The sequence below is a fragment of the Mycobacterium paraterrae genome (genome assembly GCF_022430545.2).
GTDB classification, from domain to species: Bacteria; Actinomycetota; Actinomycetes; order Mycobacteriales; family Mycobacteriaceae; genus Mycobacterium; species Mycobacterium paraterrae.
The window spans coordinates 4,001,792-4,025,158 of record NZ_CP092488.2 but is presented as its reverse complement, the minus strand read 5'-3'; the positions used below and the strand labels follow the sequence as shown (position 1 = coordinate 4,025,158).

General features: G+C 64.9%; 27 protein-coding genes. 16 read left to right on the top strand and 11 right to left on the bottom strand.

All coding sequences use genetic code 11. The features are described 5' to 3' along the window. The first annotated feature begins 41 nt into the window (after positions 1-41). Entirely contained in the window at positions 42-1,520 is a 1,479-nt protein-coding gene (locus MKK62_RS19510; protein WP_240258289.1) for an RNA polymerase sigma factor, read from the top strand. 65 nt (positions 1,521-1,585) lie between these two features. On the opposite strand, the gene MKK62_RS19505 is transcribed toward MKK62_RS19510, so the two are convergent. Then, positions 1,586-1,858, bottom strand: coding sequence for a WGxxGxxG family protein (locus tag MKK62_RS19505; RefSeq protein ID WP_240258290.1), 273 nt, complete (start codon positions 1,856-1,858; stop codon positions 1,586-1,588). 295 nt (positions 1,859-2,153) lie between these two features. Between MKK62_RS19505 and MKK62_RS19500 the strand changes: the two genes are divergently transcribed. Next, positions 2,154-2,561: a RidA family protein gene (locus MKK62_RS19500; protein ID WP_240258291.1), complete on the top strand. Its 408-nt coding sequence runs from the start codon at positions 2,154-2,156 to the stop codon at positions 2,559-2,561. On the opposite strand, the gene MKK62_RS19495 is transcribed toward MKK62_RS19500, so the two are convergent. Next, complete coding sequence (locus MKK62_RS19495; protein WP_240258292.1) at positions 2,516-2,875, bottom strand: DUF952 domain-containing protein; 360 nt, start codon at positions 2,873-2,875, stop codon at positions 2,516-2,518. The genes MKK62_RS19500 and MKK62_RS19495 overlap by 46 nt on opposite strands. Positions 2,876-3,002: 127 nt before the next feature. Here MKK62_RS19495 and MKK62_RS19490 point away from each other — a divergent pair, with 127 nt between their 5' ends. Further along, positions 3,003-3,200 carry a DUF7455 domain-containing protein gene (locus MKK62_RS19490; protein WP_240258293.1) on the top strand — a complete coding sequence of 66 codons (198 nt, stop codon included), beginning with the start codon at positions 3,003-3,005 and terminating at the stop codon, positions 3,198-3,200. A gap of 64 nt (positions 3,201-3,264) precedes the next feature. Further along, complete coding sequence (locus MKK62_RS19485) at positions 3,265-4,254, top strand: YihY/virulence factor BrkB family protein (protein WP_240258294.1); 990 nt, start codon at positions 3,265-3,267, stop codon at positions 4,252-4,254. On the opposite strand, the gene MKK62_RS19480 is transcribed toward MKK62_RS19485, so the two are convergent. Further along, positions 4,241-4,480 (bottom strand): DUF3039 domain-containing protein, encoded by a 240-nt coding sequence (locus tag MKK62_RS19480; protein ID WP_240258295.1) that lies wholly within the window; start codon positions 4,478-4,480, stop codon positions 4,241-4,243. The genes MKK62_RS19485 and MKK62_RS19480 overlap by 14 nt on opposite strands. A gap of 42 nt (positions 4,481-4,522) precedes the next feature. Here MKK62_RS19480 and MKK62_RS19475 point away from each other — a divergent pair, with 42 nt between their 5' ends. From MKK62_RS19475 to MKK62_RS19465, 3 genes are all read left to right on the top strand, one after another. Then, entirely contained in the window at positions 4,523-4,945 is a 423-nt protein-coding gene (locus tag MKK62_RS19475; protein ID WP_434085104.1) for a DUF3099 domain-containing protein, read from the top strand. 147 nt (positions 4,946-5,092) lie between these two features. Beyond that, positions 5,093-6,052 (top strand): sigma-70 family RNA polymerase sigma factor SigB, encoded by a 960-nt coding sequence (gene sigB / locus MKK62_RS19470; RefSeq protein WP_240258297.1) that lies wholly within the window; start codon positions 5,093-5,095, stop codon positions 6,050-6,052. Positions 6,053-6,196: 144 nt separating this feature from the next. Then, positions 6,197-6,889 (top strand): iron-dependent transcriptional repressor DtxR, encoded by a 693-nt coding sequence (locus MKK62_RS19465; protein WP_240258298.1) that lies wholly within the window; start codon positions 6,197-6,199, stop codon positions 6,887-6,889. 10 nt (positions 6,890-6,899) lie between these two features. On the opposite strand, the gene MKK62_RS19460 is transcribed toward MKK62_RS19465, so the two are convergent. Continuing rightward, positions 6,900-7,958 carry a DUF4192 domain-containing protein gene (locus MKK62_RS19460; RefSeq protein ID WP_240258299.1) on the bottom strand — a complete coding sequence of 353 codons (1,059 nt, stop codon included), beginning with the start codon at positions 7,956-7,958 and terminating at the stop codon, positions 6,900-6,902. A 243-nt stretch (positions 7,959-8,201) separates the two neighbouring features. Here MKK62_RS19460 and MKK62_RS19455 point away from each other — a divergent pair, with 243 nt between their 5' ends. The 5 genes from MKK62_RS19455 to sthA all read left to right on the top strand — a co-directional run bounded on the left by MKK62_RS19455 (position 8,202) and on the right by sthA (position 13,256). Next, entirely contained in the window at positions 8,202-9,635 is a 1,434-nt protein-coding gene (locus tag MKK62_RS19455) for an NHL repeat-containing protein (RefSeq protein WP_240258300.1), read from the top strand. Further along, entirely contained in the window at positions 9,635-10,528 is an 894-nt protein-coding gene (locus MKK62_RS19450; RefSeq protein ID WP_240258301.1) for an NHL repeat-containing protein, read from the top strand. Before MKK62_RS19455 ends, MKK62_RS19450 begins: the two co-directional genes overlap by 1 nt. After that, the gene (locus MKK62_RS19445) at positions 10,528-11,064 is read left to right on the top strand and encodes a hypothetical protein (protein ID WP_240258302.1); all 537 of its coding nucleotides are present in this window, start codon (positions 10,528-10,530) and stop codon (positions 11,062-11,064) included. Before MKK62_RS19450 ends, MKK62_RS19445 begins: the two co-directional genes overlap by 1 nt. Positions 11,065-11,073: 9 nt before the next feature. After that, positions 11,074-11,769 (top strand): esterase, encoded by a 696-nt coding sequence (locus tag MKK62_RS19440; RefSeq protein ID WP_240258303.1) that lies wholly within the window; start codon positions 11,074-11,076, stop codon positions 11,767-11,769. A gap of 71 nt (positions 11,770-11,840) precedes the next feature. After that, positions 11,841-13,256, top strand: a complete 1,416-nt coding sequence (gene sthA / locus MKK62_RS19435; RefSeq protein ID WP_434084968.1) for a Si-specific NAD(P)(+) transhydrogenase — start codon at positions 11,841-11,843, stop codon at positions 13,254-13,256. Here the strand turns inward: sthA and MKK62_RS19430 are convergent. After that, entirely contained in the window at positions 13,253-14,038 is a 786-nt protein-coding gene (locus tag MKK62_RS19430) for a trypsin-like serine peptidase (RefSeq protein ID WP_240258304.1), read from the bottom strand. The two genes, sthA and MKK62_RS19430, sit on opposite strands and share 4 nt — an antisense overlap. Before the next feature lie 213 nt (positions 14,039-14,251). Between MKK62_RS19430 and MKK62_RS19425 the strand changes: the two genes are divergently transcribed. The 3 genes from MKK62_RS19425 to MKK62_RS19415 are packed head-to-tail and all read left to right on the top strand — an operon-like array spanning position 14,252 to position 17,017. Continuing rightward, on the top strand, positions 14,252-15,238 hold the full coding sequence (locus MKK62_RS19425; protein WP_240258305.1) for a proteasome assembly chaperone family protein: 987 nt from the start codon (positions 14,252-14,254) through the stop codon (positions 15,236-15,238). A 35-nt stretch (positions 15,239-15,273) separates the two neighbouring features. After that, positions 15,274-16,296, top strand: a complete 1,023-nt coding sequence (locus MKK62_RS19420; protein WP_240258306.1) for an alpha/beta fold hydrolase — start codon at positions 15,274-15,276, stop codon at positions 16,294-16,296. Between the two features lie 34 nt (positions 16,297-16,330). Beyond that, on the top strand, positions 16,331-17,017 hold the full coding sequence (locus MKK62_RS19415; RefSeq protein WP_240258307.1) for a PhzF family phenazine biosynthesis protein: 687 nt from the start codon (positions 16,331-16,333) through the stop codon (positions 17,015-17,017). Here the strand turns inward: MKK62_RS19415 and MKK62_RS19410 are convergent. From MKK62_RS19410 to MKK62_RS19390, 5 genes are all read right to left on the bottom strand, one after another. After that, a complete protein-coding gene (locus MKK62_RS19410; RefSeq protein WP_240258308.1) occupies positions 17,014-17,436 on the bottom strand; it encodes a DUF1330 domain-containing protein in 423 nt (140 codons plus the stop codon). The two genes, MKK62_RS19415 and MKK62_RS19410, sit on opposite strands and share 4 nt — an antisense overlap. Before the next feature lie 29 nt (positions 17,437-17,465). Then, positions 17,466-17,954 (bottom strand): peroxynitrite isomerase, encoded by a 489-nt coding sequence (locus MKK62_RS19405; protein ID WP_240258309.1) that lies wholly within the window; start codon positions 17,952-17,954, stop codon positions 17,466-17,468. 30 nt (positions 17,955-17,984) lie between these two features. Next, entirely contained in the window at positions 17,985-19,193 is a 1,209-nt protein-coding gene (locus MKK62_RS19400; RefSeq protein ID WP_240258310.1) for an FAD-dependent oxidoreductase, read from the bottom strand. Positions 19,194-19,214: 21 nt separating this feature from the next. Further along, on the bottom strand, positions 19,215-19,679 hold the full coding sequence (gene nrdR / locus MKK62_RS19395) for a transcriptional regulator NrdR (RefSeq protein ID WP_240258311.1): 465 nt from the start codon (positions 19,677-19,679) through the stop codon (positions 19,215-19,217). Positions 19,680-19,787: 108 nt separating this feature from the next. After that, a complete protein-coding gene (locus tag MKK62_RS19390; RefSeq protein ID WP_240258312.1) occupies positions 19,788-20,270 on the bottom strand; it encodes a LysM peptidoglycan-binding domain-containing protein in 483 nt (160 codons plus the stop codon). 212 nt (positions 20,271-20,482) lie between these two features. Here MKK62_RS19390 and lexA point away from each other — a divergent pair, with 212 nt between their 5' ends. Continuing rightward, positions 20,483-21,181, top strand: coding sequence for a transcriptional repressor LexA (lexA, locus tag MKK62_RS19385; protein ID WP_240258313.1), 699 nt, complete (start codon positions 20,483-20,485; stop codon positions 21,179-21,181). A 24-nt stretch (positions 21,182-21,205) separates the two neighbouring features. On the opposite strand, the gene MKK62_RS19380 is transcribed toward lexA, so the two are convergent. Continuing rightward, the gene (locus tag MKK62_RS19380) at positions 21,206-23,194 is read right to left on the bottom strand and encodes a sunset domain-containing protein (protein ID WP_434084967.1); all 1,989 of its coding nucleotides are present in this window, start codon (positions 23,192-23,194) and stop codon (positions 21,206-21,208) included. Positions 23,195-23,367 lie beyond the last annotated feature (173 nt).

Below are 23,367 nucleotides of genomic sequence, written 5' to 3'. Positions count from 1 at the left end.
CTTGCCTACAGCACCGGAAAAGTTCTACCGAAGGGGTTCACGTGGCAGCGACCAAAGCACGACCGGCAACCGATGAGCCGGTGAAGCGCACGGCCGCCAAAGCTCCCGCCAAGCGTCCACCGGCGAAGGCCACCAACGGCGCAGCCACCAAAGCAGCGAAAGCTCCGGCCAAGTCCGCCACCGCGACCAAGAAGAGTGGCGCGACCAAGGCAGCAGCGGCGGGTGGGCGCTCGAAGAAGGCGACCACCAAGGGCGCCGATGACGCCGAGGCCACGACCACCGATCTCGAGGTCGATGATCAGGACCTCGACACCGACGCTGAGCTCGACAACGAGCCCGGCGACGAGATCGACCTTGCCGACGAAGACTTGAATCTCGAAGACGACGACCTCGAAGACGAGGCGTCGGACGAGACCGACGAGGACGTCGCCGAGCCCGCTGACACCGGTGAAGCGAAACCGGTGAAGGCTGCCGACGAGGAAGCCGACGAAGAAGAAATCGTCGAGCCGAGCGAAAAAGACAAAGCATCAGGCGATTTCGTTTGGGACGAGGACGAGTCGGAAGCGCTGCGACAAGCCCGCAAAGACGCCGAACTGACCGCGTCGGCAGACTCGGTACGCGCGTACCTCAAGCAAATCGGCAAGGTGGCACTGCTCAACGCCGAGGAGGAAGTCGAGCTGGCCAAGCGGATCGAGGCTGGTCTGTACGCGACCCAGTTGATGAGCGAGCTCAACGACAAGGGCGAGAAGCTTCCCGCTGCGCAGCGTCGCGACATGATGTGGATCTGCCGCGACGGTGACCGCGCGAAGAATCATCTCCTAGAGGCCAACCTGCGACTCGTGGTGTCGTTGGCCAAGCGTTACACCGGCCGCGGCATGGCGTTCCTGGACCTGATTCAGGAAGGTAACCTCGGCCTGATCCGTGCCGTCGAAAAGTTCGACTACACAAAGGGTTACAAGTTCTCCACCTACGCCACGTGGTGGATTCGCCAGGCCATCACCCGCGCTATGGCCGACCAGGCCCGCACCATCCGCATTCCGGTGCACATGGTCGAGGTGATCAACAAGCTGGGCCGGATTCAGCGCGAACTGCTGCAGGACCTGGGCCGCGAGCCCACCCCTGAAGAGCTGGCCAAGGAAATGGACATCACCCCGGAGAAGGTGCTGGAAATCCAGCAGTACGCCCGGGAACCGATCTCGCTGGACCAGACCATCGGTGACGAGGGCGATAGCCAACTCGGTGACTTCATCGAGGACAGCGAAGCGGTGGTCGCTGTCGACGCGGTGTCGTTCACGCTGCTGCAGGACCAACTGCAGTCGGTGCTGGAAACGCTGTCCGAACGCGAGGCCGGCGTCGTGCGCCTGCGCTTCGGTCTCACGGACGGCCAGCCACGCACCCTCGACGAGATCGGTCAGGTGTACGGCGTTACCCGCGAGCGTATCCGTCAGATCGAGTCGAAGACGATGTCGAAGCTGCGGCACCCCAGCCGCTCGCAGGTGTTGCGCGACTACCTCGACTAAGAGGCGCGGCCGTCTGCTGTCCCACCACGAAATACGCGGCGGGACAGCGTCGTACGACCAGCGCGCTAGGCGCGAGGTGTGGTGCGCGGCGCGGTCGTCGCGACGTGAGCGTCGTCGCGACGCTTCAGCCCGGCGAGTCCCGCCAGGCCTGCTAGCCCGAGCAGTCCCCACAAGCCGGTCTTGTCGCTGTGGTGGTTGTTCGCGTCATCGCCGTTTTGAGCGATCGACGTCGTGGTCGCGGACGGCGCGGGAACTGTTGGTGCGGTGGCACTTGCGATGCCCGCACCGCCGAACAACAGCGACCCGGTAGCAGCAGCGATTGCCAGTGTTTTGCGCATGACTATCTCCCAAGATGTATGAGGAACGCGGCGATCTGGGCCTGTGGCTGAAGCCGTCCCGAGTGAGCCGGCGTGCGGTCACCTCGAGCGCCATGCGTTAGTTACCCCGCCGAGACGATTCCTCAAACCGCCTCGCACGCAGCGCAACCGCGCAGGCCGCCATGACGCATGCGTCAATTTTTCCAGGTCTCGAGCAACGCGCACGAGGCTGAGACGCTTGCATGAGACCGCCGTGACCCGCTGTGCCGCAGTTAATTCGAATGCACCGGTAACGAAACTGCTCTACGTTCAGCGCATGTCAACCGATCGCATCCTGGTGTCGTCCGAAACCAATTTTGAGGCGGCAGTCGGTTATTCGCGCGCTGTGCGCGTTGGCCCATTGATCGCCGTGTCCGGGACGACCGACCCCGCAGCATCCGACGGCATCGCGGCACAAACCCGAGAAGTGTTGCGCCGCATCGGGGTCGCGCTTGTCGAAGTCGGCGCAACGCTCAGCGATGTCATTCGCACCCGCATCTACGTCACCGACATCGCGTGCTGGCGGGAGGTTGCGGCCGTGCACGCCGAGGTCTTCGGTGACATCCGTCCGGCGGCGACCATGGTCGAAGTTGCCGCGCTCATCGAGCCCGGGCTACTCGTGGAGATCGAAGCCGACGCCTACTCGTCGAGCGCCGCGAAGGCGCCATCGGCTCCCGGACGGTAACTGGTGACGTCGATCACAGCCTCAATCGGCAAGGGGCCGTACAGATGCGGGAACACCATCGACTCCGGATCCGTTGCTACACCTAGTTCCCAACGAATGGGTGAATCCAGACAAGCAGGGTCGATATGCAGCAGGACAAGGTCCTCGCGACCGCGATACAAGCGGTTCGCCGGGAGATGCACCTGCTGCGGAGTCGACAGGTGGATGAATCCAACGCTGGTAAGGGACTCAGGTCGCAGTTCGCCGATGTCTTGGGCGGCCGACCAGTCGTCGGTGGGACACAGGTGTACCAGCACCGCCGGCGGCTGACTCATATCGCCATCTTGCCCGACGCCCTAAACCATGGGTTGAGGTGAGAAACGACACAGCCGGTAAACCGCCGGTGAAGACGGCCAAAAGTCTAGACATCTGAGACAGTGGAGAAGGCAGAACGGAGTAGCCATGAACGCAACGTTGACCAGTCCAGAACTGACCCGGGCTGATCGGTGCGATCGGTGCAGCGCTGCTGCACGGGTTCGCGCCAAGCTGCCCTCCGGCGCAGAACTCCTGTTCTGCCAACACCACGCGAACGAGCACGAGGCCAAGCTGATCGAGCTGTCCGCGGTGCTCGAAATCAGCGGCGACCCGATCGAGTCGTAACACACAAGACTCGCTACCAGCAGTCCTGGCGACACTGGCGTTCGTCAGGAATCCTGGACGGGTCATGACCGACTCTCCGGTAAAGCCCTCACGGCATCATCTCTGGCGCATCACTCGGCGAGCGTTGTCGAAAAGCTGGGATGATTCGATCTTTTCGGAATCCGCGGGAGCCGCGTTCTGGTCAGCGCTGTCGTTGCCGCCTCTGCTGTTGGGAATGCTGGGGAGCCTCGCCTACGTCGCTCCGATTTTCGGACCGGACACCATGGCCGGCATCGAGCACTACTTGGTGTCGATGTCGAACAAGATCTTCTCGCAGAGCGTCGTGCACGAAATCATCGAGCCGACCATCGCCGATATCGACCGCGGTGCCCGCGGGGAGGTCGTGTCGCTCGGCTTCTTGATATCCCTGTGGGCGGGTTCGTCTGCCGTCTCGGCGTTCGTCGACGCGGTGGTCGAGGCTCACGATCAGACGCCCTTGCGGCATCCGGTCCGACAACGCTTCTACGCGCTCGCCCTGTATGTGGCGGCGCTGCTATTCGTGATACTCACGGCGCCGCTTTTGGTGCGCGGGCCTCGCAAGCTTGCCGACGTGATTCCCGACGACTTACAGGATGTGCTGGCCTACGGCTATTACCCGGCGCTTCTGGCCGGGTTGATCGCGACAGTGGTCCTGCTGTACCGGGTGGCGTTGCCTGACCCGCTGCCCACGCACCGGCTGATCTTCGGTGCGACCCTGGCCAGCGTCGCCTTCGTGATCGCCACGCTTGGGCTGCGCATTTACCTGCGCTACATCACCGGAACGGGCTATACCTACGGCGCACTGGCCACGCCGATCGCATTTTTGTTGTTCGCGTTCTTCGGAGGCTTCTCGATCATGCTGGGCGCCGAATTGAATGCCGCCATTCAAGAGGAGTGGCCGGCCCCGCGTACCCACGCTCACCGGATGCGGCGGTGGCTGGTCAGGCGCGCCAAGGAAGTTGCCGACGACGTCCGCCCGGAATCAGGCGAGGATGAGCCGGCCCCGGCGGGCACCAACCGGGTCAGCCCTTCTTGAGGGACTCGTAGATCCGCTTGCAGTCCGGGCACACTGGTGACCCGGGCTTGGCGGACTTGGTCACCGGAAAGACTTCGCCGCACAGCGCGACGACGTGTGTGCCCATCACCGCGCTCTCGGCGATCTTGTCCTTCTTGACGTAATGGAAATACTTGGGCGCGTCGCCGTCGGTCCCGTCGTCGACGCGTTCGTCGGTGTCGGTGCGCTCGATCGTCTGGGTGTCCATGTCAGACATTGTGCCGGAACCGGATACGCCACCGTGAGCAAGTTGTGGAACAGTGGTGTGATGAGGCGCAGCCAAGAGCTGGGTTTCGACGACGATGGCCGACCGATCCTCATCACCGCCGCCGCACCCGCATACGAAGTTCAGCACCGGCAACGTGTCCGGAAGTACCTCACGATCATGTCCTTCCGGATCCCGGCGCTGCTGCTGGCGGCCGTGGCGTATGGCTTGTGGCACAACGGTCTTATCTCTCTGGCAATCATTGCAGCGTCGATTCCGTTGCCGTGGGTCGCCGTGCTCATTGCGAATGACCGCCCGCCGCGCCGAGCCGACGAACCGCGTCGGTTCGACGCTTTCGAAAGACGCACTCCCCTCTTCCCCACCGCCGAGCGTCCGGCGCTGGAGCGTCGCAGTCGTTCGGCCTCGCAACCGGAATGGCAGCACAGGGACGTCGACGGTTCCGAATAAACCGACTGCGCAGGGGGTTCTCAGTACATTCTCAGGGCTGCCGGACATTCGCGCACGTCAGCGGGTGTGAGAACGCCAATCGGTGGGAACTACTACGCCGGGTTGGTCGTTGTACCCGATGACAGTTCACGCTCTGAGGAGGCCGCCATGGCAAATGCCAACACAGTCCGGGTCGACGGCGATCTGGACGCTCAAAGCCCAGCCGCGGACTTGGTGCGCGTGTACCTGAACGGGATCGGCAAGACGGCCCTGCTCAATGCTGCCGACGAAGTCGAATTGGCCAAGCGAATCGAAGCCGGGCTGTATGCCAAGCACCTCTTGGAGACCCGCAAGCGCCTCGGCGAGACCCGCAAGCGCGACCTGGCAGCCGTGGTCCGCGATGGCGAGGCCGCCCGCAGCCATCTGCTGGAAGCCAACCTGCGGCTGGTTGTGTCGCTGGCCAAGCGCTACACGGGACGCGGAATGCCGCTGCTGGACCTCATCCAGGAGGGCAACCTGGGTCTGATCCGCGCGATGGAAAAGTTCGACTACGCAAAGGGATTCAAGTTCTCGACGTACGCGACGTGGTGGATCCGCCAGGCGATCACTCGCGGCATGGCCGACCAGAGCCGCACCATCCGCCTGCCGGTCCATTTGGTCGAGCAGGTCAACAAGCTGGCACGCATCAAGCGGGAGATGCACCAGAACCTCGGCCGTGAGGCCACCGACGAAGAGTTGGCGGCCGAGTCCGGCATTCCCGTCGAGAAGATCAACGACCTACTCGAGCACAGCCGCGACCCGGTCAGCCTCGACATGCCGGTGGGCTCGGAAGAAGAAGCTCCGCTGGGCGATTTCATCGAAGACGCCGAGGCGATGTCGGCAGAGAACTCGGTGATCGCCGAGCTGCTGCACACCGACATCCGCAGCGTGCTTGCCACGCTCGACGAGCGCGAGCACCAAGTAATCCGCCTGCGGTTCGGGCTCGACGACGGCCAGCCCCGCACTTTGGACCAGATCGGCAAGCTGTTCGGGCTGTCCCGTGAGCGGGTTCGCCAGATCGAGCGTGAGGTGATGGCCAAGCTGCGCAACGGCGAACGGGCCGACCGGCTGCGCTCGTACGCCAGCTAGCCCGCCAGCCAGATCGACGCGTATGCCCGCCGCTGACGCGGCGGGCATACTGCTGCGCGGCGGGTCGCCACCAGCTACGCGGGAGTGTTAGGGAACCATTGACGCAGCTGGACAAGTAGACTCAGCCGCAATGGAAGGTGCGGAATGAACGACCTGGTTGATACCACAGAGATGTATCTGCGGACGATCTACGACCTCGAGGAAGAGGGCGTTACTCCGTTGCGTGCACGTATCGCCGAGCGACTGGACCAAAGTGGGCCCACGGTCAGCCAGACCGTATCGCGAATGGAACGGGACGGCCTGTTGCATGTGGCCGGGGACCGTCACCTCGAGCTGACCGACAAGGGTCGGGCGTTGGCCGTCTCCGTAATGCGCAAGCACCGCCTCGCCGAGCGCCTACTGGTCGACGTGATTGGTCTTCCGTGGGAGGAAGTCCATGCCGAGGCGTGCCGGTGGGAGCACGTCATGAGCGACGACGTGGAGCGCCGGCTGATGAAGGTGCTCAACAACCCGACCACCTCCCCGTTCGGCAATCCAATTCCCGGGCTCATCGACCTGGGCATCGGTGACGGCTTCGGGGCCGACGACGGAAACCTGGTGCGGTTGACAGAACTGCCAGCCGGTCCGCCCGTTGCGGTTGTGGTTCGCCAGCTGACCGAGCACGTGCAGGGCGACATCGACCTGATCACCCGCCTCAAAGACGCTGGCGTCGTTCCCAACGCCCGCGTGACCGTTGAATCCAACCCCGCCGGAGGCGTGACCATCGTCATCCCCGGCCACGAGAACGTCAGCCTTCCGCACGAGATGGCCCACGCCGTCAAAGTCGAGAAGGTCTGACATCGTTCGGTCACACCGCACGTCGCCGGAAGTCGAGAGGCGGCGGTAGCCGCACCCCGAGCCGTTCAGCCAGCCGGTAGCCGGTGATCGCGAGTTCGCGGATGCGCTCTGGCCGCAGACCTGACTGTAGAGCCGTGTCGAGCATGCCGGCCATCCGGTGCTCGGGCTCGCAGCGCAAAGCGGCTTCCAGTGACACACCGGCCAGCGGCCCGTCACCGCGGACGTAGGCACTGAACGCGAGCAGCACCAACGCCTCAGTACGCCACGGCGTCGGCAGCATGCGCGCCAGCAGCGCCCACAACGATTCGGCGTCGCTGGCGCCGTGGCCGATCGCCAACGCATACAACGTGTCTCGCACTTCGACATCAGCCAGCGCGCACGCCAGGCCGGCGATCTCGGTCTCGCCGAGCTGTTGTCCATCGGCGACGCCCGCGGCCGCTGCCATCGCAGCTTCGACGTCGCGACGTACGCACGCCGTCGGATTTTCGCGATTCATTTGGTCACGCCGTGCGGCGTGCTCGGTGATCAGACCGGTGAGTGCCGCGCTGCGGCCCCGGTCGACGGGTTCAATCACCGCCTGCAGGTCGGCGCGTCGTGCGTAGAGCCGGCGGCCGTCCAGCACTGCCGCGGCCGCCAGCGGCGACGCGGACGGATCGTCGACGACTCCACCCGCCCCGCAATCGTCGACGCAGTGCCAACGACCACCGGCCGCCACCCGATCGACGACGTGCACGGCCCAGAGCACGATGTCACGCCGCGCCAGTTCGTCGCCCAGCGACGAACATATCTCGCGGTATTGGTCGTTACACATTGGGCAAAAGGCCCCGTCGGCGTCGACGATCACCGCGATCGCGGCCTCTGGTCCGGCGGCGGCGGCGACGTCGGCGAGATGATCGACCTGGTCGGCGACGGTATCCGTCAGGTCGGCGCGCATTACCGCGCCGAGCTCGCCCTGGTCGATAGTCAACAGCACCAACGATTTCTCGGGCACGAAGCCCAACACCGCTGGGAGCGCGGCGATCACCGCGCCGGGTCGAGTCAGTTCAAAGTCGCGTCGCTGCTTGGTCATGGCGACAACGCTGGCAACGATCACCGTCAGCACGTCCGCGATACAGGCGGCGCCACCCGCGCACTGTGGACAAATGCAGCGCTGGGGATAACTCGCGATCGCGCAGCGAATCCCTCGTTTCCCGATATCCGCGCTTTTCATCGGCAAACGTGCCCATTATGACCTTCGAGCTGCGGCCCAAGAATCCCTTTAGACAGCGGCGGCACCCTTGACCTCGACAAGTTCGCCGAACGAAGGACGACCATGCACTTTCCGATCTCGAAGCTCACGCTGATCGCGACCGCGGCGGCGACGATCGCACTAGCCGGCTGCTCGACGAGCCACCCGCAGACGGCGCCCGCAAGCTCGACGGCCTCTGCCGTCGCACCGGGCGAGAACTGCGCGGTCAACCCGAAATCCGAGCCCATGCCCGCGGCCGAGAAATTCGCACCCGCGCCCCCGAATGCCCGGATCTCCGTGAAAATCAGCGGGATCCCGTCCGGAGCCGTCAAGCCCGGCGACCCTCCGGCCGAAGTTGACGTCACGCTGTGCAACAACTCATCGGTCGACTACCCGAATGTCGGTGTCACCACGGTGCTTTCGAGATGCAGCTGCGCGATCAACCCGTCGGGGCTGCCCGTAGGTCGGATCGAGCGCTTCGACGCGACGACCAAAGCGTGGGTGCCGTTGAAGCATCCAGTAGTCACCACTGGCATGGACTACCTCGGCCGATTCACCGATGAACAACCCCTGCCCAAGGGCAAGACCGTGACCCTCAAATACCGGGTGTCACTTGACCACTCGATGACCGCGGGCAAGGGAAGCGTGGAGTCGACGGTCGTTGTTCCGGACTCCCTGGTCGAGATCGGCATGGCGGATCTGCCCTTCAGTGTGCTCAAGGACTCGCCCAAAGACACGCCAACGCCGCGCCCCGAGGTTCCATCGGAGCGGCAGTCCGTGTTGCCGTTCACGGATCTGACGAATCCTTGGTCTGTAGCCGCCGGCAGGGACGGCAACGTCTACGTCAGCCAGCGTGGCGGAGTGGTGAAGTTGGCGGCCGCGTCCTACGCACCGACGGTGCTGCCGGTTACCGGCGTGAAAGGCCTCGCCGATGTCGCGGCGGACGGCGCAGGCAATGTGTACGTCGCCGATTTCGCCGGCAACCGGGTGCTGAAGCTGACCGCCGGGTCGAACGTACCGACCGCACTACCGTTCACGGGCCTGGACAACCCGCAACATCTTGCGGTGGACAGCGACGGAACCGTTTATGTCACTGACAGCGCGGCGCGAGTCGTCAAGCTGGCGGCGGGCGCGAGCGAACAAACGGTGCTGCCGCTCAATCCGGAGTTGAGGTACCCCGCCGGTGTCGCAGTCGACGACGCACACAACGTCTACATCGCAGACTCACGCAACCATCGCATCGTGAAGTATGCGGCCGGTTCGAATAACCAGACGACGATCTCGATCAGTGGACTGGACTCCGGCCGCGGGTTTGCCGTGGACTCCGCCGGCGATGTGTTCGTCACCGATGAGATGAACCGGAGGGTGCTGAAGCGGCCGGCAGGATCGAATGAATCCATCGAGCTTCCATTCGCCGGTCTCAACGGACCCGAATGCGTGTCGGTAGACGGCGCAGGCAACGTGTACGTCCTCGACAGCAGCGGATTCGGCCGCATCGTGAAATTGGCGGCAGGCTGATGCGGCGGCTGATCGGCGCACTGATGGTGGTCGTGGCCGGCCTCACCGGGTGCAGCCACGTGTCCGCTCCGGCGACCGCACCGCCGCACCCGGCGCCCACGCAGTCAGTGCTCCCCTTCACGGATCTGAACGGACCCTACGATGTCGCGGTCGACGCAGCGGGCGACGTGTTCGTCACCGATATTCCAGCAGGGAGAAACGGATTCAATCGCGCGATCGAGTTGCCCGCCGGCTCGAACACGCAAAAGGTGCTGCCGTTCAAGCGCCCCACCGTGATGACCGATCCCTCCGGGAAGGTATGGGTCATCGACGGCGGCTACAGTCCGAGCCATCTGGTGAAGCTCGCGCAGAATGGGGAGCAGCAGACCGTACAACCGGTGCCCGACATCGGTCGCGACTACCGCGGTGTAATCCACGCTGTAGACGCCGCCGGCAACCTCTACGGCATGATCGGCGGTGGCCAGGATTCAGGCGGCGGATGTTGCCTGCCCGTTCAGGTGGCCAAGCAAGCGCCGGGATCGAACACCCCCGAGGCATTGCCGTTCCAGCACATGAACGCCGTCGCCGGGATGACTGTCGACGCCGCAGGCAACCTGTACGTCGGAGACAGCAGCGGCAAGCGAGTCCTGAAATTGGCGCCAGGAGCGAGCAGTCCGGTGGAGCTGCCTTTTCATGCGCCAGTCATAAACATCGCTGTGGACGCGAAGGGCGCGGTGTATGTGATTGACGGACAACAGACGCAGATCGTGAAACTCGATCCCGGATCGACCACACCAACGGTGCTGCCGTTCACCGGACTCAAAAGGCCCGTCAGCGTGGCTGTCGGCGCCAGAGGCGAAGTGTACGTCGTCGACGACGGCACCCGCCGCGTCGTCAAACTCGAGGCCGTCTGATGTCCGCACGAATTCTTTTGCAGGCGTTCACGAGCGCAGCGGCCATCGCGACGTTGTCAGGGTGCCACGCGTTAAGCACTCCGCCGCAGCTGACGACGACGGGCACGACGCAGCCGACCGCTACCACCGCGGCACTCACGCGGCGGCCGTGCGACCTTCTTACTCCGGAGGTTGCCAAGAAATTCGTGGGCGAAGACGCCCAGCGGCAGCTCTTTTACGACGCCCGGCCGCCAGTACCCGTCGGCGACACGGCGTGCTACTACACGGGCGCCACCCGAGAGGTCGACGTCTCGATCTTCCCGAGACCGAGCGACCCCACCGCCCCGGTCAACCATTTTCATGTGATCCGCCCGGACAATCGAGTCGGCGCCGTTCGCTATGAGGCCTATTGGTTCGGACCGGGCGAAAGCATCGTGGCTGTGAAAGACGGGCTGCTGGTCAGCGTGAAAGTGGCCCATATCAAAGGTGATTGGACCGATCAAGACCGCACAGACGACATCGACCTCGCAAACCTCGTCGTTCCCCGTGTCGGCTGAGGAAGTGCAATGACAACGACGATCGCACGATTGACCGTCGCGGCGATGACCGCCCTGTTGTGCGCGACCGCATCAAGCGCCAGCACAGCTGCACAGCCGGCGGCACCCGGCTGCCTCGACATCGGCGGAACGGTGGCCGTCGGCCAAAGCTGCCGCGTTCACGTCGAAACCCCCACGTACACAATCGATGCGAGTTATCCGCTCGACTACGCCGACCAGCCGGCCCTCAGCGACTTCGTCAAGCACGACAGGGATGAGTTCGTCGATTTCATGGCACAGACACGGCCGCGGGATCTGCCTTACCGACACGAATTAACACCGCACTCGTACTCGACTTCTGGTACCCAGAGCGTGGTTTTCGACGTGTACGACGACACGGGCGCCCACCCGGTGACCGGATTCACGGCGTTCAACTACAACCTGGGCACGGCCGCCGCAATCACGTTCGACACGCTGTTCAAGCGTGGCGCCGCCGCGGTCACGATCCTCGACCCGATCGTCCAGCGCGTCATGGACAAACACTGGGAGGGTTACGGGGGGCCGGCGCCGCAGAACACCCTCGGGGCGAAGGTGTATCAGAACTTTGCGATCACCGACGACGCGATCATCTTTTACATCGGTCAGGGCATGTGGCTGCCAGAAGTCGCGGGGCCGCAACGCGTGCCCGTACCACGCTCCGAACTGGTCTCGGTACTGGCCGAATAGGGCCGAATGTTCACATGTACGTATCCGTTTTCGACGCATGCGCGCAACGCTGAGGGCGTAAAAGTCTGTTCATGGGTTCGATACTCGAATACGACATGGTGGTCATCGGCTCGGGTCCGGGCGGCCAGAAGGCGGCGATCGCCGCGGCCAAGCTCGGCAAATCGGTTGCCGTCATCGAGCAACGTCCGATGCTGGGCGGCGTGTGCGTCAACACGGGCACGATTCCCTCGAAGACGCTGCGCGAGGCCGTGCTGTACCTGACCGGCATGAACCAGCGCGAGCTCTACGGCGCCAGCTACCGCGTCAAGGACAAGATCACGCCGGCCGACCTGTTGTCACGGACCCAACATGTCATCGGCAAGCAGGCCGATGTGGTGCGAAACCAGCTGGTGCGCAACCGAGTTGACCTGATCCCCGGCGAAGCGCGATTTCGTGACGACCACACGCTGCTCGTCGAGGACCGCACCCGCGGTGAGCGGACCACGGTCAGCGGAGAGCGGATCGTAATCGCGACAGGCACCAAACCGGCCCGCCCCGGGGGAGTCGAATTCGACGACCAGCGCGTGCTGGATTCCGACGGGATCCTCGACCTCAAAACCATTCCCACCTCGATGGTGGTCGTCGGCGCCGGGGTGATCGGCGTCGAGTATGCGTCCATGTTCGCCGCGCTGGGCACCAAGGTGACGATCGTCGAGAAGCGGCGCGACATGCTCGATTTCTGCGACCCCGAGATCATCGAAGCGCTGCGCTTTCACCTGCGCGACCTAGCGGTCACCTTCCGCTTCGGCGAGGAGGTAACCGGTGTCCAGGTGGGCACCTCGGGCACCGTCACCAGCCTGGCCAGCGGTAAGAAGATCCCCGCGGAGACGGTGATGTACTCGGCGGGCAGGCAAGGCCAGACCGAAAGCCTCGAGCTGGAGAACGCTGGTCTCGAGGCCGACGCCCGCGGGCGGATTTTCGTGGACGAGGATTTCCGGACCAAGGTCGATCACATCTACGCCGTGGGCGATGTCATCGGCTTTCCCGCGCTGGCGTCGACGTCGATGGATCAGGGCCGCGTCGCGGCCTGCCACGCATTCGGCGAGCCGGTGCACGGGCTGACGGCGCTACAGCCGATCGGCATCTACTCGATTCCGGAGATCTCCTACGTCGGCGCCACCGAGGTCGAACTGACCAAGGACTCGATCCCCTACGAGGTCGGCGTCGCCCGCTATCGAGAGCTGGCCCGCGGCCAAATCGCCGGCGACTCTTACGGCATGCTCAAGCTGCTGGTCTCCACCGATGATCTGAAGCTGCTGGGCGTGCACATCTTCGGCAGCAACGCCACCGAAATGGTGCACATCGGCCAGGCGGTGATGGGATGCGAAGGCACCGTCGAATACCTGGTCAACGCCGTATTCAACTATCCGACGTTCTCCGAGGCCTACAAGGTCGCCGCGCTGGACGTGATGAACAAGGTTCGCGAGCTGAGCCACTTCGATCTCTAACACTGGTCGTCGAAGGAACTCGGCGCTGCATCGCCGGGCCCGCCCGCCTGGGCCCGTACCAAAAGCTCGGTGACGTGCTCATCGAACGGCGACGTGTACGACATGTTCTCCGCACAGCCGCCGCCGTGCAGGCCGCCGATCACACCGGTGACCGTCGACCCGCTGATCCAGGGCGCGCCGCTGGTCCCGTCAACCAGGCCCGCGCACGGCAACTCCGGGAATCCCCCGGCGCCGACACCGGTCGCTACCCGGCATCCGATCGGCATGCCGCCCACACCGGCCGGATACGCGATCACGGTGACCTGAGTGCCTCGGCCTGGCGCGGTGCCGATCGTCAGCCCCGACCCGGCCGGCGATTCGACGGATCCGCCGGACGGCCTGATCACCCGCGCGATCGCGTAATCGGCCCGAGGATCCCGGCTGGCCAGCCACCGCGGATCCATATACAGCGCGTCGACCCTCCAATGATCCCCGGGCGCGGCGGCTCGGGCGAAGCCGGGAACGAAGGTAACCGGGCCGCCGGTGCTGAGGCAGTGCGCGGCCGTCAACACCAGATTGCCGACCTCCGAATGCACCACCGAGCCCGTACAGGCGTGCACGTCGCCATCAGACAGAAAAAAGGCGCCCACCCGCGGATCCGGATCCACCGGCGACGCGCTCACCCGGTTCGGCGCGTCGGCGACAACCTGCCCTGATTGGGTCGCGGGCGGCGACGAGCGCGCCGGGTGCCCACAACCGGCCACCACCACGGCCAGGCCCACCCCCGCCGCCAGAATTCGCATCACCGTCGATCATGCCCGATACGGGCCCTTCACCCCGTTTCGCGCGCGGTCATTTCGTCGCCGTGAGGAGCGGGTATCCGCCGGAATGTCGCCCGTGCTGACCGCGTTCCGAACCACAAGAGCACGCGGGTCAGCCATCCGCGGCTCGGCGATCTGAGAGACACTATGTGGACGCGGTCCGGTACCTGGCGTCGTGGCAAGGAGGTAAGAGCAATGGGCCAACACGAGATCCCCGACACACCCGACCGGGACAAGCGCTACCAGCCCGAGCAGAACAGCATGTACGAGCTCGAGTTCCCGTCGCCTCAGCTGTCGTCGTCCGACGGTCGCGGCCCGGTCCTGGTCCACGCTCTGGAAGGATTTTCCGACGCGGGCCACGCGATCAAGCTGGCCGCACGCCACCTCAAAGACAGCCTGGACACCGAGCTGGTTGCGTCGTTCGCGATCGACGAGTTGCTCGACTACCGCTCGCGGCGCCCGCTCATGACGTTCAAGACCGACCACTTCACTCATTACGAGGACCCCGAGCTGAGCCTGTATGCCATGCATGACAGTGTCGGCACGCCGTTTCTGCTGCTAGCCGGTTTGGAACCGGACCTCAAGTGGGAGCGGTTCATCACGGCGGTCCGGCTGCTAGCGGAGCGCCTGGGTGTCCGGCAGACGATCGGGCTCGGCACGATTCCCATGGCAGTTCCGCACACCCGGCCGATCACGTTGACCGCTCACTCGAACAATCGCGAACTCATCGCGGATTTCACGCCGTGGCTCTCGGAGGTGCACGTGCCCGGCAGCGCCTCGAACCTGCTGGAGTTCCGGATGGCCCAACACGGGCACGAGGTCGTCGGCTACACCGTCCATGTCCCGCACTATCTGGCGCAGACGGACTATCCGGCCGCCGCGCAGGCACTGCTGGAACAGCTGGCCAAAACCGGCGGGCTGCAGCTGCCGTTGAACGCGCTCACCGAGGCTGCCGCAGAGGTCAGGGCCAAGGTCGACGAGCAGGTCGAGGCCAGCTCGGATGTCGCTCAAGTGGTGGCTGCGCTGGAGCGCCAGTACGATGCCTTCATTGCTGCGCAGGAGAATCGATCGCTGCTGACACGGGACGAAGACCTGCCTAGCGGTGACGAACTCGGTGCAGAGTTCGAGCGTTTCCTGGCACAGCAGGCCGAGAAAAAGTTCGACGACGACGATCCGACCTGATCGCCGTCGGCGAGCCCGACAGCGAAGTTGGCAACATGACCCAGGGCAAGCCCAATCTTCGCTCGGTGCGTGAGTTGACGCCCCAGCTCCAATTCCGCACGGTGCACGGCTACCGGCGCGCTTTCCGGGTTGCCGGCTCGGGTCCGGTGATCCTGTTGATCCACGGCATCGGCGACAACTCGACGACATGGTCGACGGTGCAATCCACCCTCGCGCAACGGTTCACCGTCATCGCCGTCGACCTGCTCGGTCACGGCGAATCGGACAAGCCACGAGCCGATTACTCGATTGCCGCCTACGCCAACGGAATGCGTGACTTGATGTCCATCCTGGACATCGAGCGAGCGACGGTGATCGGGCATTCCCTCGGCGGCGGCGTGGCAATGCAGTTCGCCTACCAGTTCCCACATTTGGTAGAGCGACTGGTGTTGGTCGGCGCCGGCGGGGTCACTAAAGACGTCAACATGGCGTTACGGGTGGCATCGTTACCGATGGGCAGCGAAGCGCTCGCACTGCTTCGCCTGCCGTTGGTGCTACCGGCCCTGCAATTGTTCGGCCGGGCGGCCGGAATGGTGCTGGGCTCCACGGCTATTGGACACGACCTGCCCGACGTCCTGCGGATTCTGGCCGGCCTGCCGGAACCGATGGCCTCTGCGGCGTTCACTCGGACGCTGCGCGCAGTGGTCGACTGGCGGGGGCAGAGCGTCACGATGCTCGACCGATGTTATCTGACGAAATCTGTTCCGGTACAGATCATTTGGGGCACCGACGATGTCGTTGTCCCGGTCAGCCACGCGTACATGGCCCACGCGGCGATGCCGGGTTCGCAGTTGGAGATCTTCGAACGCTCCGGCCATTTCCCGTTCCACGACGACCCCGATCGTTTCATCGAGGTCGTCGAACGCTTCATCGACACCACCGCGCCCGCCGACTACGACCAGGCGGCGCTTCGGGAGTTACTCCGCACCGGCGGTGGTGCGCAAACCGTCTCCGGCCCGATCGACACCCGGGTGGCCGTCCTAGAGGCCATGGGCGCCGACGAACGCAGCGCCACCTGACCAACGCCGTGCGGCGGCACCGTACAGTCACCCCATGAGCGTCGATGTCACGGTGCTGAGGGTATTCACCGATCCAGCAGGCGATTTCGGTAATCCACTCGGCGTGGTCGACGCCGCGACAGTCGAACCTGGCCAGCACCAGCGCATTGCCAACGAATTGGGTTACAGCGAAACGATTTTCGTCGACCTGCCGCCGACGGGGGGCACTGCGGCGGCGGCGCGAATCTACACTCCGCTCACCGAGTTGGCCTTCGCGGGACACCCGACTGTCGGGGCGTCTTGGTGGCTGCGTTCTCTAGGCACACCGATTCACACGCTGCGGGTGGCAGCCGGGCTGGTGCAGGTGAGCTACGACAACGACCTCGTCGCGGTCCGTGCCCGCTCGGATTGGTCGCCGGAGTTCACCATTCACGAGCTGGGCAGCCTCGACGAGCTCGCCGCGGCCGATCCCGCCGACTACTCCGACGACGTCGCGCACTACCTGTGGGCGTGGATCGACGAAGCCGGGGGTGCACTGCGCTCGAGGATGTTCGCGCCGAATCTCGGTGTGGCAGAGGACGAAGCGACAGGCTCGGCCGCCGTCCGGATCACCGACTACCTCAGCCGGGACCTCCACATCACCCAGGGCCGGGGATCGGTTATCCAGACCGCATGGAGCCCGCAGGGATGGGTGCGGGTCGGCGGGCGCGTAGTGAGCGACGAACCGCGTCGACTGCCCTAGCCCAGGATTGCGTCGCGCTGCGCCACACGCAACAGCAACTGGCCCGCGAGCCCGGCCACCCGATGAACGCTGGCCTCCATCACCTCGGGCGATGTGACCAGCCTGGCAAATGCTGCGGCGGAGGGATACTCGACGAGCACGCAGGTATCCCACAACTCCCCCACCTCGCCGATTACCGCCGATGAGATGTCACCGCCGAATACCATCCGGCCACCGTTGTTCTCGACGATCGCTTGCATTGCCGCGCCGTACACGTGATAGGCCTCTCGGCCGCTGAGGTCGCTGGCTCGTCCGTCTGCGTACTCCGCTTTCTCGCGGAACTTGAGCAGGTTGAGCATCACCACGCGATCCGTCGAGTCGTCCGTGAGCAATGTTTCCAGACGGGAACGTGTGGGATACACATGGTTTTCGACGTCCATAGCGGCGCTCCTTCGATGTTCGCTGGTGATCACACTGTGCGTTGCAACGTCGCTGAGAGGTGGTGCTGTAGCGGCTGACCGACAGCGCCCATCTGAACCGAGTAGACAAGCTCGTCGCCGTCGATCCGGAAGCGGCGGGCCAGAGAAGTCACTTCCTTGGCGGTCGGGGTCAGACCGACGTGGGTCGTCGCCAGCTCTAGCTCCAGCGTGGTGTCGTCGCTGACGTATCTGCCGACCTCGATTTCGGTGATGCCGCTCGGGTGAGCCAATACGAGTTCAACCTGATTATCTCGGGGCACGCGCAGGTAGCCGGCTTCGGCGTGCAGCGGCAGTCCATCGACCACCGTTTTGGTCTTCTGGGCGTAGATCAAGAAAGGCTTACCCACATGCGAGAACGTAACCTCTTCGAGGTACTCGAACGGCTCGATAGTGGGATATTCGCCGGAACCGCGGCCCTGCCAGGTACCGAGCAACGAGGCCAGTGCGCTCAGGTTGGGGTGCAGGTCGGGCGGCGGCATCAGGTCAGACTAGTCCGGCTCGACCGCGCGTCAGGCCGCGTGCACGTCCGGTGTGCGGACATGCTCGGGGCGAAAGCCCCTTCCGACGACGATCGGCGGAATGAACTGCAGCGGTCCGCGCCCGACGATCTTGGGAACCCGGACCGCTGACAGGTCACCGGCGAGATTCGGCTCGATCACGTTGTTCTGAACGAAGACCTGGACAGCTTGGATGAGCTTGGCCGGGAGTTCCCGTCGACGCTGCACCTTGGCCAGATGGGCTTCGGTCAAACGGTTTTCGCAGAGCGGGCCGCACAGGACGTTGGCCGCGCCGACCGCGTCCGCGACCGCAAGATTGATGCCTACCCCGCCGACCGGCGACATCGCATGCGCGGCGTCACCGATGCACAGCAGGCCCTTGCGCCACCACGTCTCGAGCCGGTCCACTCGGACGTCGAGTTGGCTGGTGTCGTCCCACGAATGCAGGTCGTTGACGTGCTCGGCCAGGTTGGGCGCCACGGCGACCAACCGGTCTTTGAATGCCTGCAAGGAGCCGTCCCTGGGGTTCTCGCCCTTCGGCATGACGTAGGCGACCTGCCAATAGTCGCCGCGGTAGATCATGGCCATCATCAGACCTTTGCGAACCACGCCGACCAGTTCCCGAGGATCCCCGGGACGCCAGTTCAGCCGGAACCACAGCACGTCGATGGGCGAGTTCGAACTACCGACCCGCAACCCTGCCGCGGCGCGCACCGCGGATTTGCGGCCGTCGGCACCAATGACGAGGTCGGAGCGCACCTCCAGATCGGGAGTGCGCACGCCGACCACTCGGTCGCCCTCGGCGATCACGTCGGTGACCTCGGCATTGCGGATCAGGCTGAATTCGGGGTACGCACTGGCCTTTTCTGCCAGGAAGTCAAGAAAATCCCACTGCGGCATCAGCGCGATGTAGGGCTGCCGGAAACCCAGCCGCCCGAGGGCGCTGAAGTTGCCGAAGGTTCGCAAGGTTCCGTCGGTGTCGAAGGCCAGCCGACTCACCTTGGTGTGCGGAAGTCGCAGGAACTCGTCGATCAGCCCGAGTTCGTCCATGACGCGCAGGGTGCTGGGATGCACTGTGTCGCCGCGGAAGTCGCGCAGGAAATCACCGTGCTTCTCCAGCACCGTGACCCTCACTCCGGCACGGGCCAGCAGAAGCGCGTGCACCATGCCCGCAGGGCCGCCGCCGGCAACACATACCTGGGTTCGTACGACGTGCCTCATGATGCGACCCCTCGACGTCGGTTAACCGGACGCCGGCACCTTGCGGTGGGCGCGTAGAGCTTTGATCTCGCGCTCGAAGTCCTCGGCGGATTCGAAAGACCGGTACACCGAAGCGAATCGCAGGTATGCCACCTCATCGAGTTCGCGCAGCGGCCCGAGAATCGCCAAGCCGACTTCGTTGCTGGGAACTTCGGGCGACCCGGCGGCCCGGACCGTGTCCTCGACCTGTTGGGCCAGCAGGTTCAGCGCGTCGTCGTCAACCTGACGACCCTGACACGCGCGCCGCACGCCTCGCATCACCTTCTCGCGGCTGAACGGCTCGGTGACGCCGCTGCGCTTGACGACCGCCAGCACCGCCGTCTCGACGGTGGTGAATCGCCGGCCGCACTCGGGGCAGGAGCGGCGGCGTCGAATCGCCTGTCCCTCATCGGTCTCACGGGAATCGACGACTCGCGAATCCGGATGCCGACAGAACGGACAGTGCATGGCCGCTCCTTCGCCGCGCTGACTTCGGGGAGTCCCGAACCACCACGAGCCTACCTGCGTCGTGCGGCGCAGGCCTAGCGTCGTCGGGTGTCGCGGCTGGTAAACGGCTCAGCCCACCGGCGCGATCAGCGTCTGGCCGGCCGTCACCGCCGACGAGTCGAGTTCGTTGAGTTCGCGAATGCGGGCGGTCACCTGCGCGGTCGGAGCGTCCGGCGCCACCCGGGCGGCCAGGTGCTGCAGCGTCTCCCCCGGTTCGACCCGGACCACAGCGAGCTGGTCCGGCACCTGCACCGCGGCTTTTTCGGGGCCGCTGTTCAGCATGCCGCCGAAGTGCGCCACAAACCCCAACCAGACCGTGATGCCGGCGGCGACCATGGCGAGCGCCACCGTCGTCATCGGGGTGATCGGTCGCGGCCGGTGCGAGGCGTTCGACCTCAAAACGCCGGTACCGCGGTACCGCGGCGGTGTTGCGACAGGCCGGGTCGGCTGCGGGCCGCGGGGCCCCGGGCGGGTGGACCGGCCGGTGGGACGCACCTGAACGGGGCGAACCCGGGTCGGCGCGGTGTGCGAGATGGTCTCGATGTGCATCATGTGCGTTCCTCCAGTCGGCTCGTGGTCGATCACTTGTTCGAAGAGTAGTCGATAATGTGTTCGAAAACCGAACATGTGATCGAACTGTTGCACATGACGATGACCATAGAACGGCCCACCGACAAGAATTCCCGGGCGCGCACACCCCGCGACCGCGACATGCCTCGAACACATGTTTGATATCCAGGCAAAAGGCCGCTACATTCGTCCGTATGAGCGATAGCGATACCCCGGACGCCGACTCAGACCGTGGCCCGCGATCAGCGGAATCGGGCCTGACACCGCGTCAGCGCACCATCCTGGATGTCATCCGCGCATCGGTGACCAGCCGCGGATATCCCCCGAGTATTCGCGAGATCGGCGATGCTGTGGGACTGACATCGACCTCCTCGGTCGCCCATCAGCTGCGCACGCTCGAGAAAAAGGGCTATCTCCGCCGCGACCCGAACCGCCCACGCGCGGTCGACGTCCGGTCCGCCGACGACGTGTCCAAGCCGAGCGTGATCACCGACGTCGCCGGCTCGGACGCACTGCCGGAGCCAACGTTCGTGCCGGTACTGGGACGCATCGCCGCCGGTGGTCCGATTCTCGCAGAGGAAGCGGTCGAGGATGTCTTCCCGTTGCCGCGCGAACTCGTCGGCGAGGGCGCGCTGTTTCTGCTCAAGGTGGTCGGTGAATCGATGGTCGACGCCGCGATTTGCGACGGTGACTGGGTGGTGGTCCGTCAGCAGAATGTCGCCGACAACGGCGACATCGTGGCCGCAATGATCGACGGGGAAGCCACGGTCAAGACCTTCAAACGCACGAATGGGCAGGTATGGCTGATGCCACACAACCCTGCGTTCGATCCCATCCCGGGCAACGACGCGGCCGTGTTGGGCAAGGTCGTCACGGTCATCCGCAAGATCTGACGCGGCGCGGCTCGGGCCGACGGCCTAGCCAGCCTTGTGGAAGCCGTTAGCTTTGGCCATTTCCTCACTGGCGAACCAGATTTCGGCCTGAGTGTCCTCGTACAGGTTGCTGTCGGGCATGTAGTAGAGGCCGGAACTGGCGTTTGCCTTGACGGGGTAGCCGTCGGGCACCTGATAAGGGTCGTCCATCGGCAAATGGATTGCCAACTGCCCGGGCGCTATCCGCGGTATCGGCACCGCCTCCGTCACCTGGGAATCCTCATCATCGTCGGCATCCGACGCCGCATGCCGGCCGACACGGCCGTCGCCTCCGATCGGAATCCCGGTGGGATCGGTGTCGACGTCGTCAGGATCTTCCTCGAAGTGCTCCGCGTCTTCGTGATCGTGTTCGGTAAAGGCGGAAAAGTCTTCGGGGCTGTCGTTTTCGTCTTCGAGCAGCTCGTCGACCAAGCTCTTGTGGTCCTCGGGCGGCATCCACGCACTGGAGGGCTGGCTGGGCAGGCGCACCGTTCGTGGACGCGGCGGCCGGTGGTCCTCGGCCACGCTCGACGACGCCGAATCCGGGTCGGCCTCGGGCGACCACTGCGACACCGACTCGGTCGCGGGCTCGTAGTTCGAGTCGTGCCCGTCGTGGGATTCGGCGTCACGTTCAGCGGCCCGACGCCGACCGGCCCACCGTGCCAGCAAGGCCAGCAGGCCGATGAGCAGCAACGCGCCCGCACCGATCGCCAACCACCACCAGTGCCCGCTCAGCCAACTCGTCGCGGCATGAGGCGACGCGGAATTCGCCGGTGTCTTCTGCCCGGGTACCTCAAGACCGGCCAGCGCCGAGGCCAAGTTCGCCGGCTGCGTGGTGAAGGTGTTCTTCGTCTTATCCCAGGCGATCTGGCCACCGGTGAATTTCTGCGTGGCGACATCCTGGGCAATCGTTTGATCACCCACTGGAGCGCCCAGTTTGCCCGTCGGTCCGAGAAGCTTGTCCCACGCCGCTTTGATGGGGCCACGTACCACGTAGGCGCCATGATCGGGCGTCCAGAAGATCACCGGCTTGTCGGTCGCGGAAAACGCGCTGACCTTGCTCGCCGGCTTCAGTCCCCCGTCGGCCTCATTGGAAATCGGGAAGCCGAGGTCGCTCTTGGCCGGTCCGCCGAGCGCCTCGTACTTGGTCAAGATGTCGGTTTCGACGGCATTGGCGCCGGTGGCCGGGCTGAAGAAGACCTTGCCGCCGGTGAAGTTTTGCGCCAGCCCATCGCCGCCGATCGGGTACTGGTCGCCCTGTTTGGCTCCCAGCGGACCCGAAGCGCCCCCCGCTGCCCGCCACGCCTGGTTGATCTCTGCCGTCGGGTCGACCGGCACCTGCAGACCGGAGAGCTGCCCGGCAAGGTTGGGCGGGACGGTGGTGAAGGTTTTGGTCAGGCGGTTCCATGACACCTTGCCGCCGCTGAACGCCTGGGTCGCGAGCTCGCCGTCGTAGGTCTCGTCCCCGATCGGTACGCCGAGTGCACCACCGGAACTGCCGAGCTTGTCCCATGCGGCGTTGATCGCACCGCGCACCACGAACGCGCCGTGGTCGGCAGTCCAATAAATCAGGGGTTTGTCGCTGGCCGAGAAAGTGCTCACCCGGCTATCGGGTCCGGCCAGCCCGCGAACCTCGTTCGCGGTCGGAAAGCCAAGGTCGGAATCCGCCGGGCCGCCCAGCGACTCGTATTTGTCGAGGATGGCGCCCATCATCGACCGGGGCCCCGTCGCCGGGGTGAAAAACATCTTGCCGTGCACGAAGTCCTGGGCGAACCCCTGCCCCGCGACGTAGCACTCGCCCTGCTTGGGGCCCAGGTCAGAGGTGTCCCCGCCCGCTTCTTTCCAGGCCGCGGTGATCGCGTTGTCGGCATCGCCGATGGGAGAAGCGTCTGCGACCGGGGTCTGCAGCGCCAGGAGTGCCAGTGCCGCCGCTAGCGTTACCAAGCCACGCGTTGAGCACGCGAAGGTCCATGATCGTCTTCGCTGCCGTGTCATCCCGCCCTCCCCGCGGCCGCCCAGTCCGGTTCTCGGGCACAGCGTCGACCACCCTGCGGGTCGCCACGACGCTGCTGCGGGAGACCACACATCGGAAGTCATAGCAAGACCCTACGGTTTGCTCATCGTGTCGACGCCGAATTGCGGTCCGCAGGCCTGGCTTGTGTCGCTTT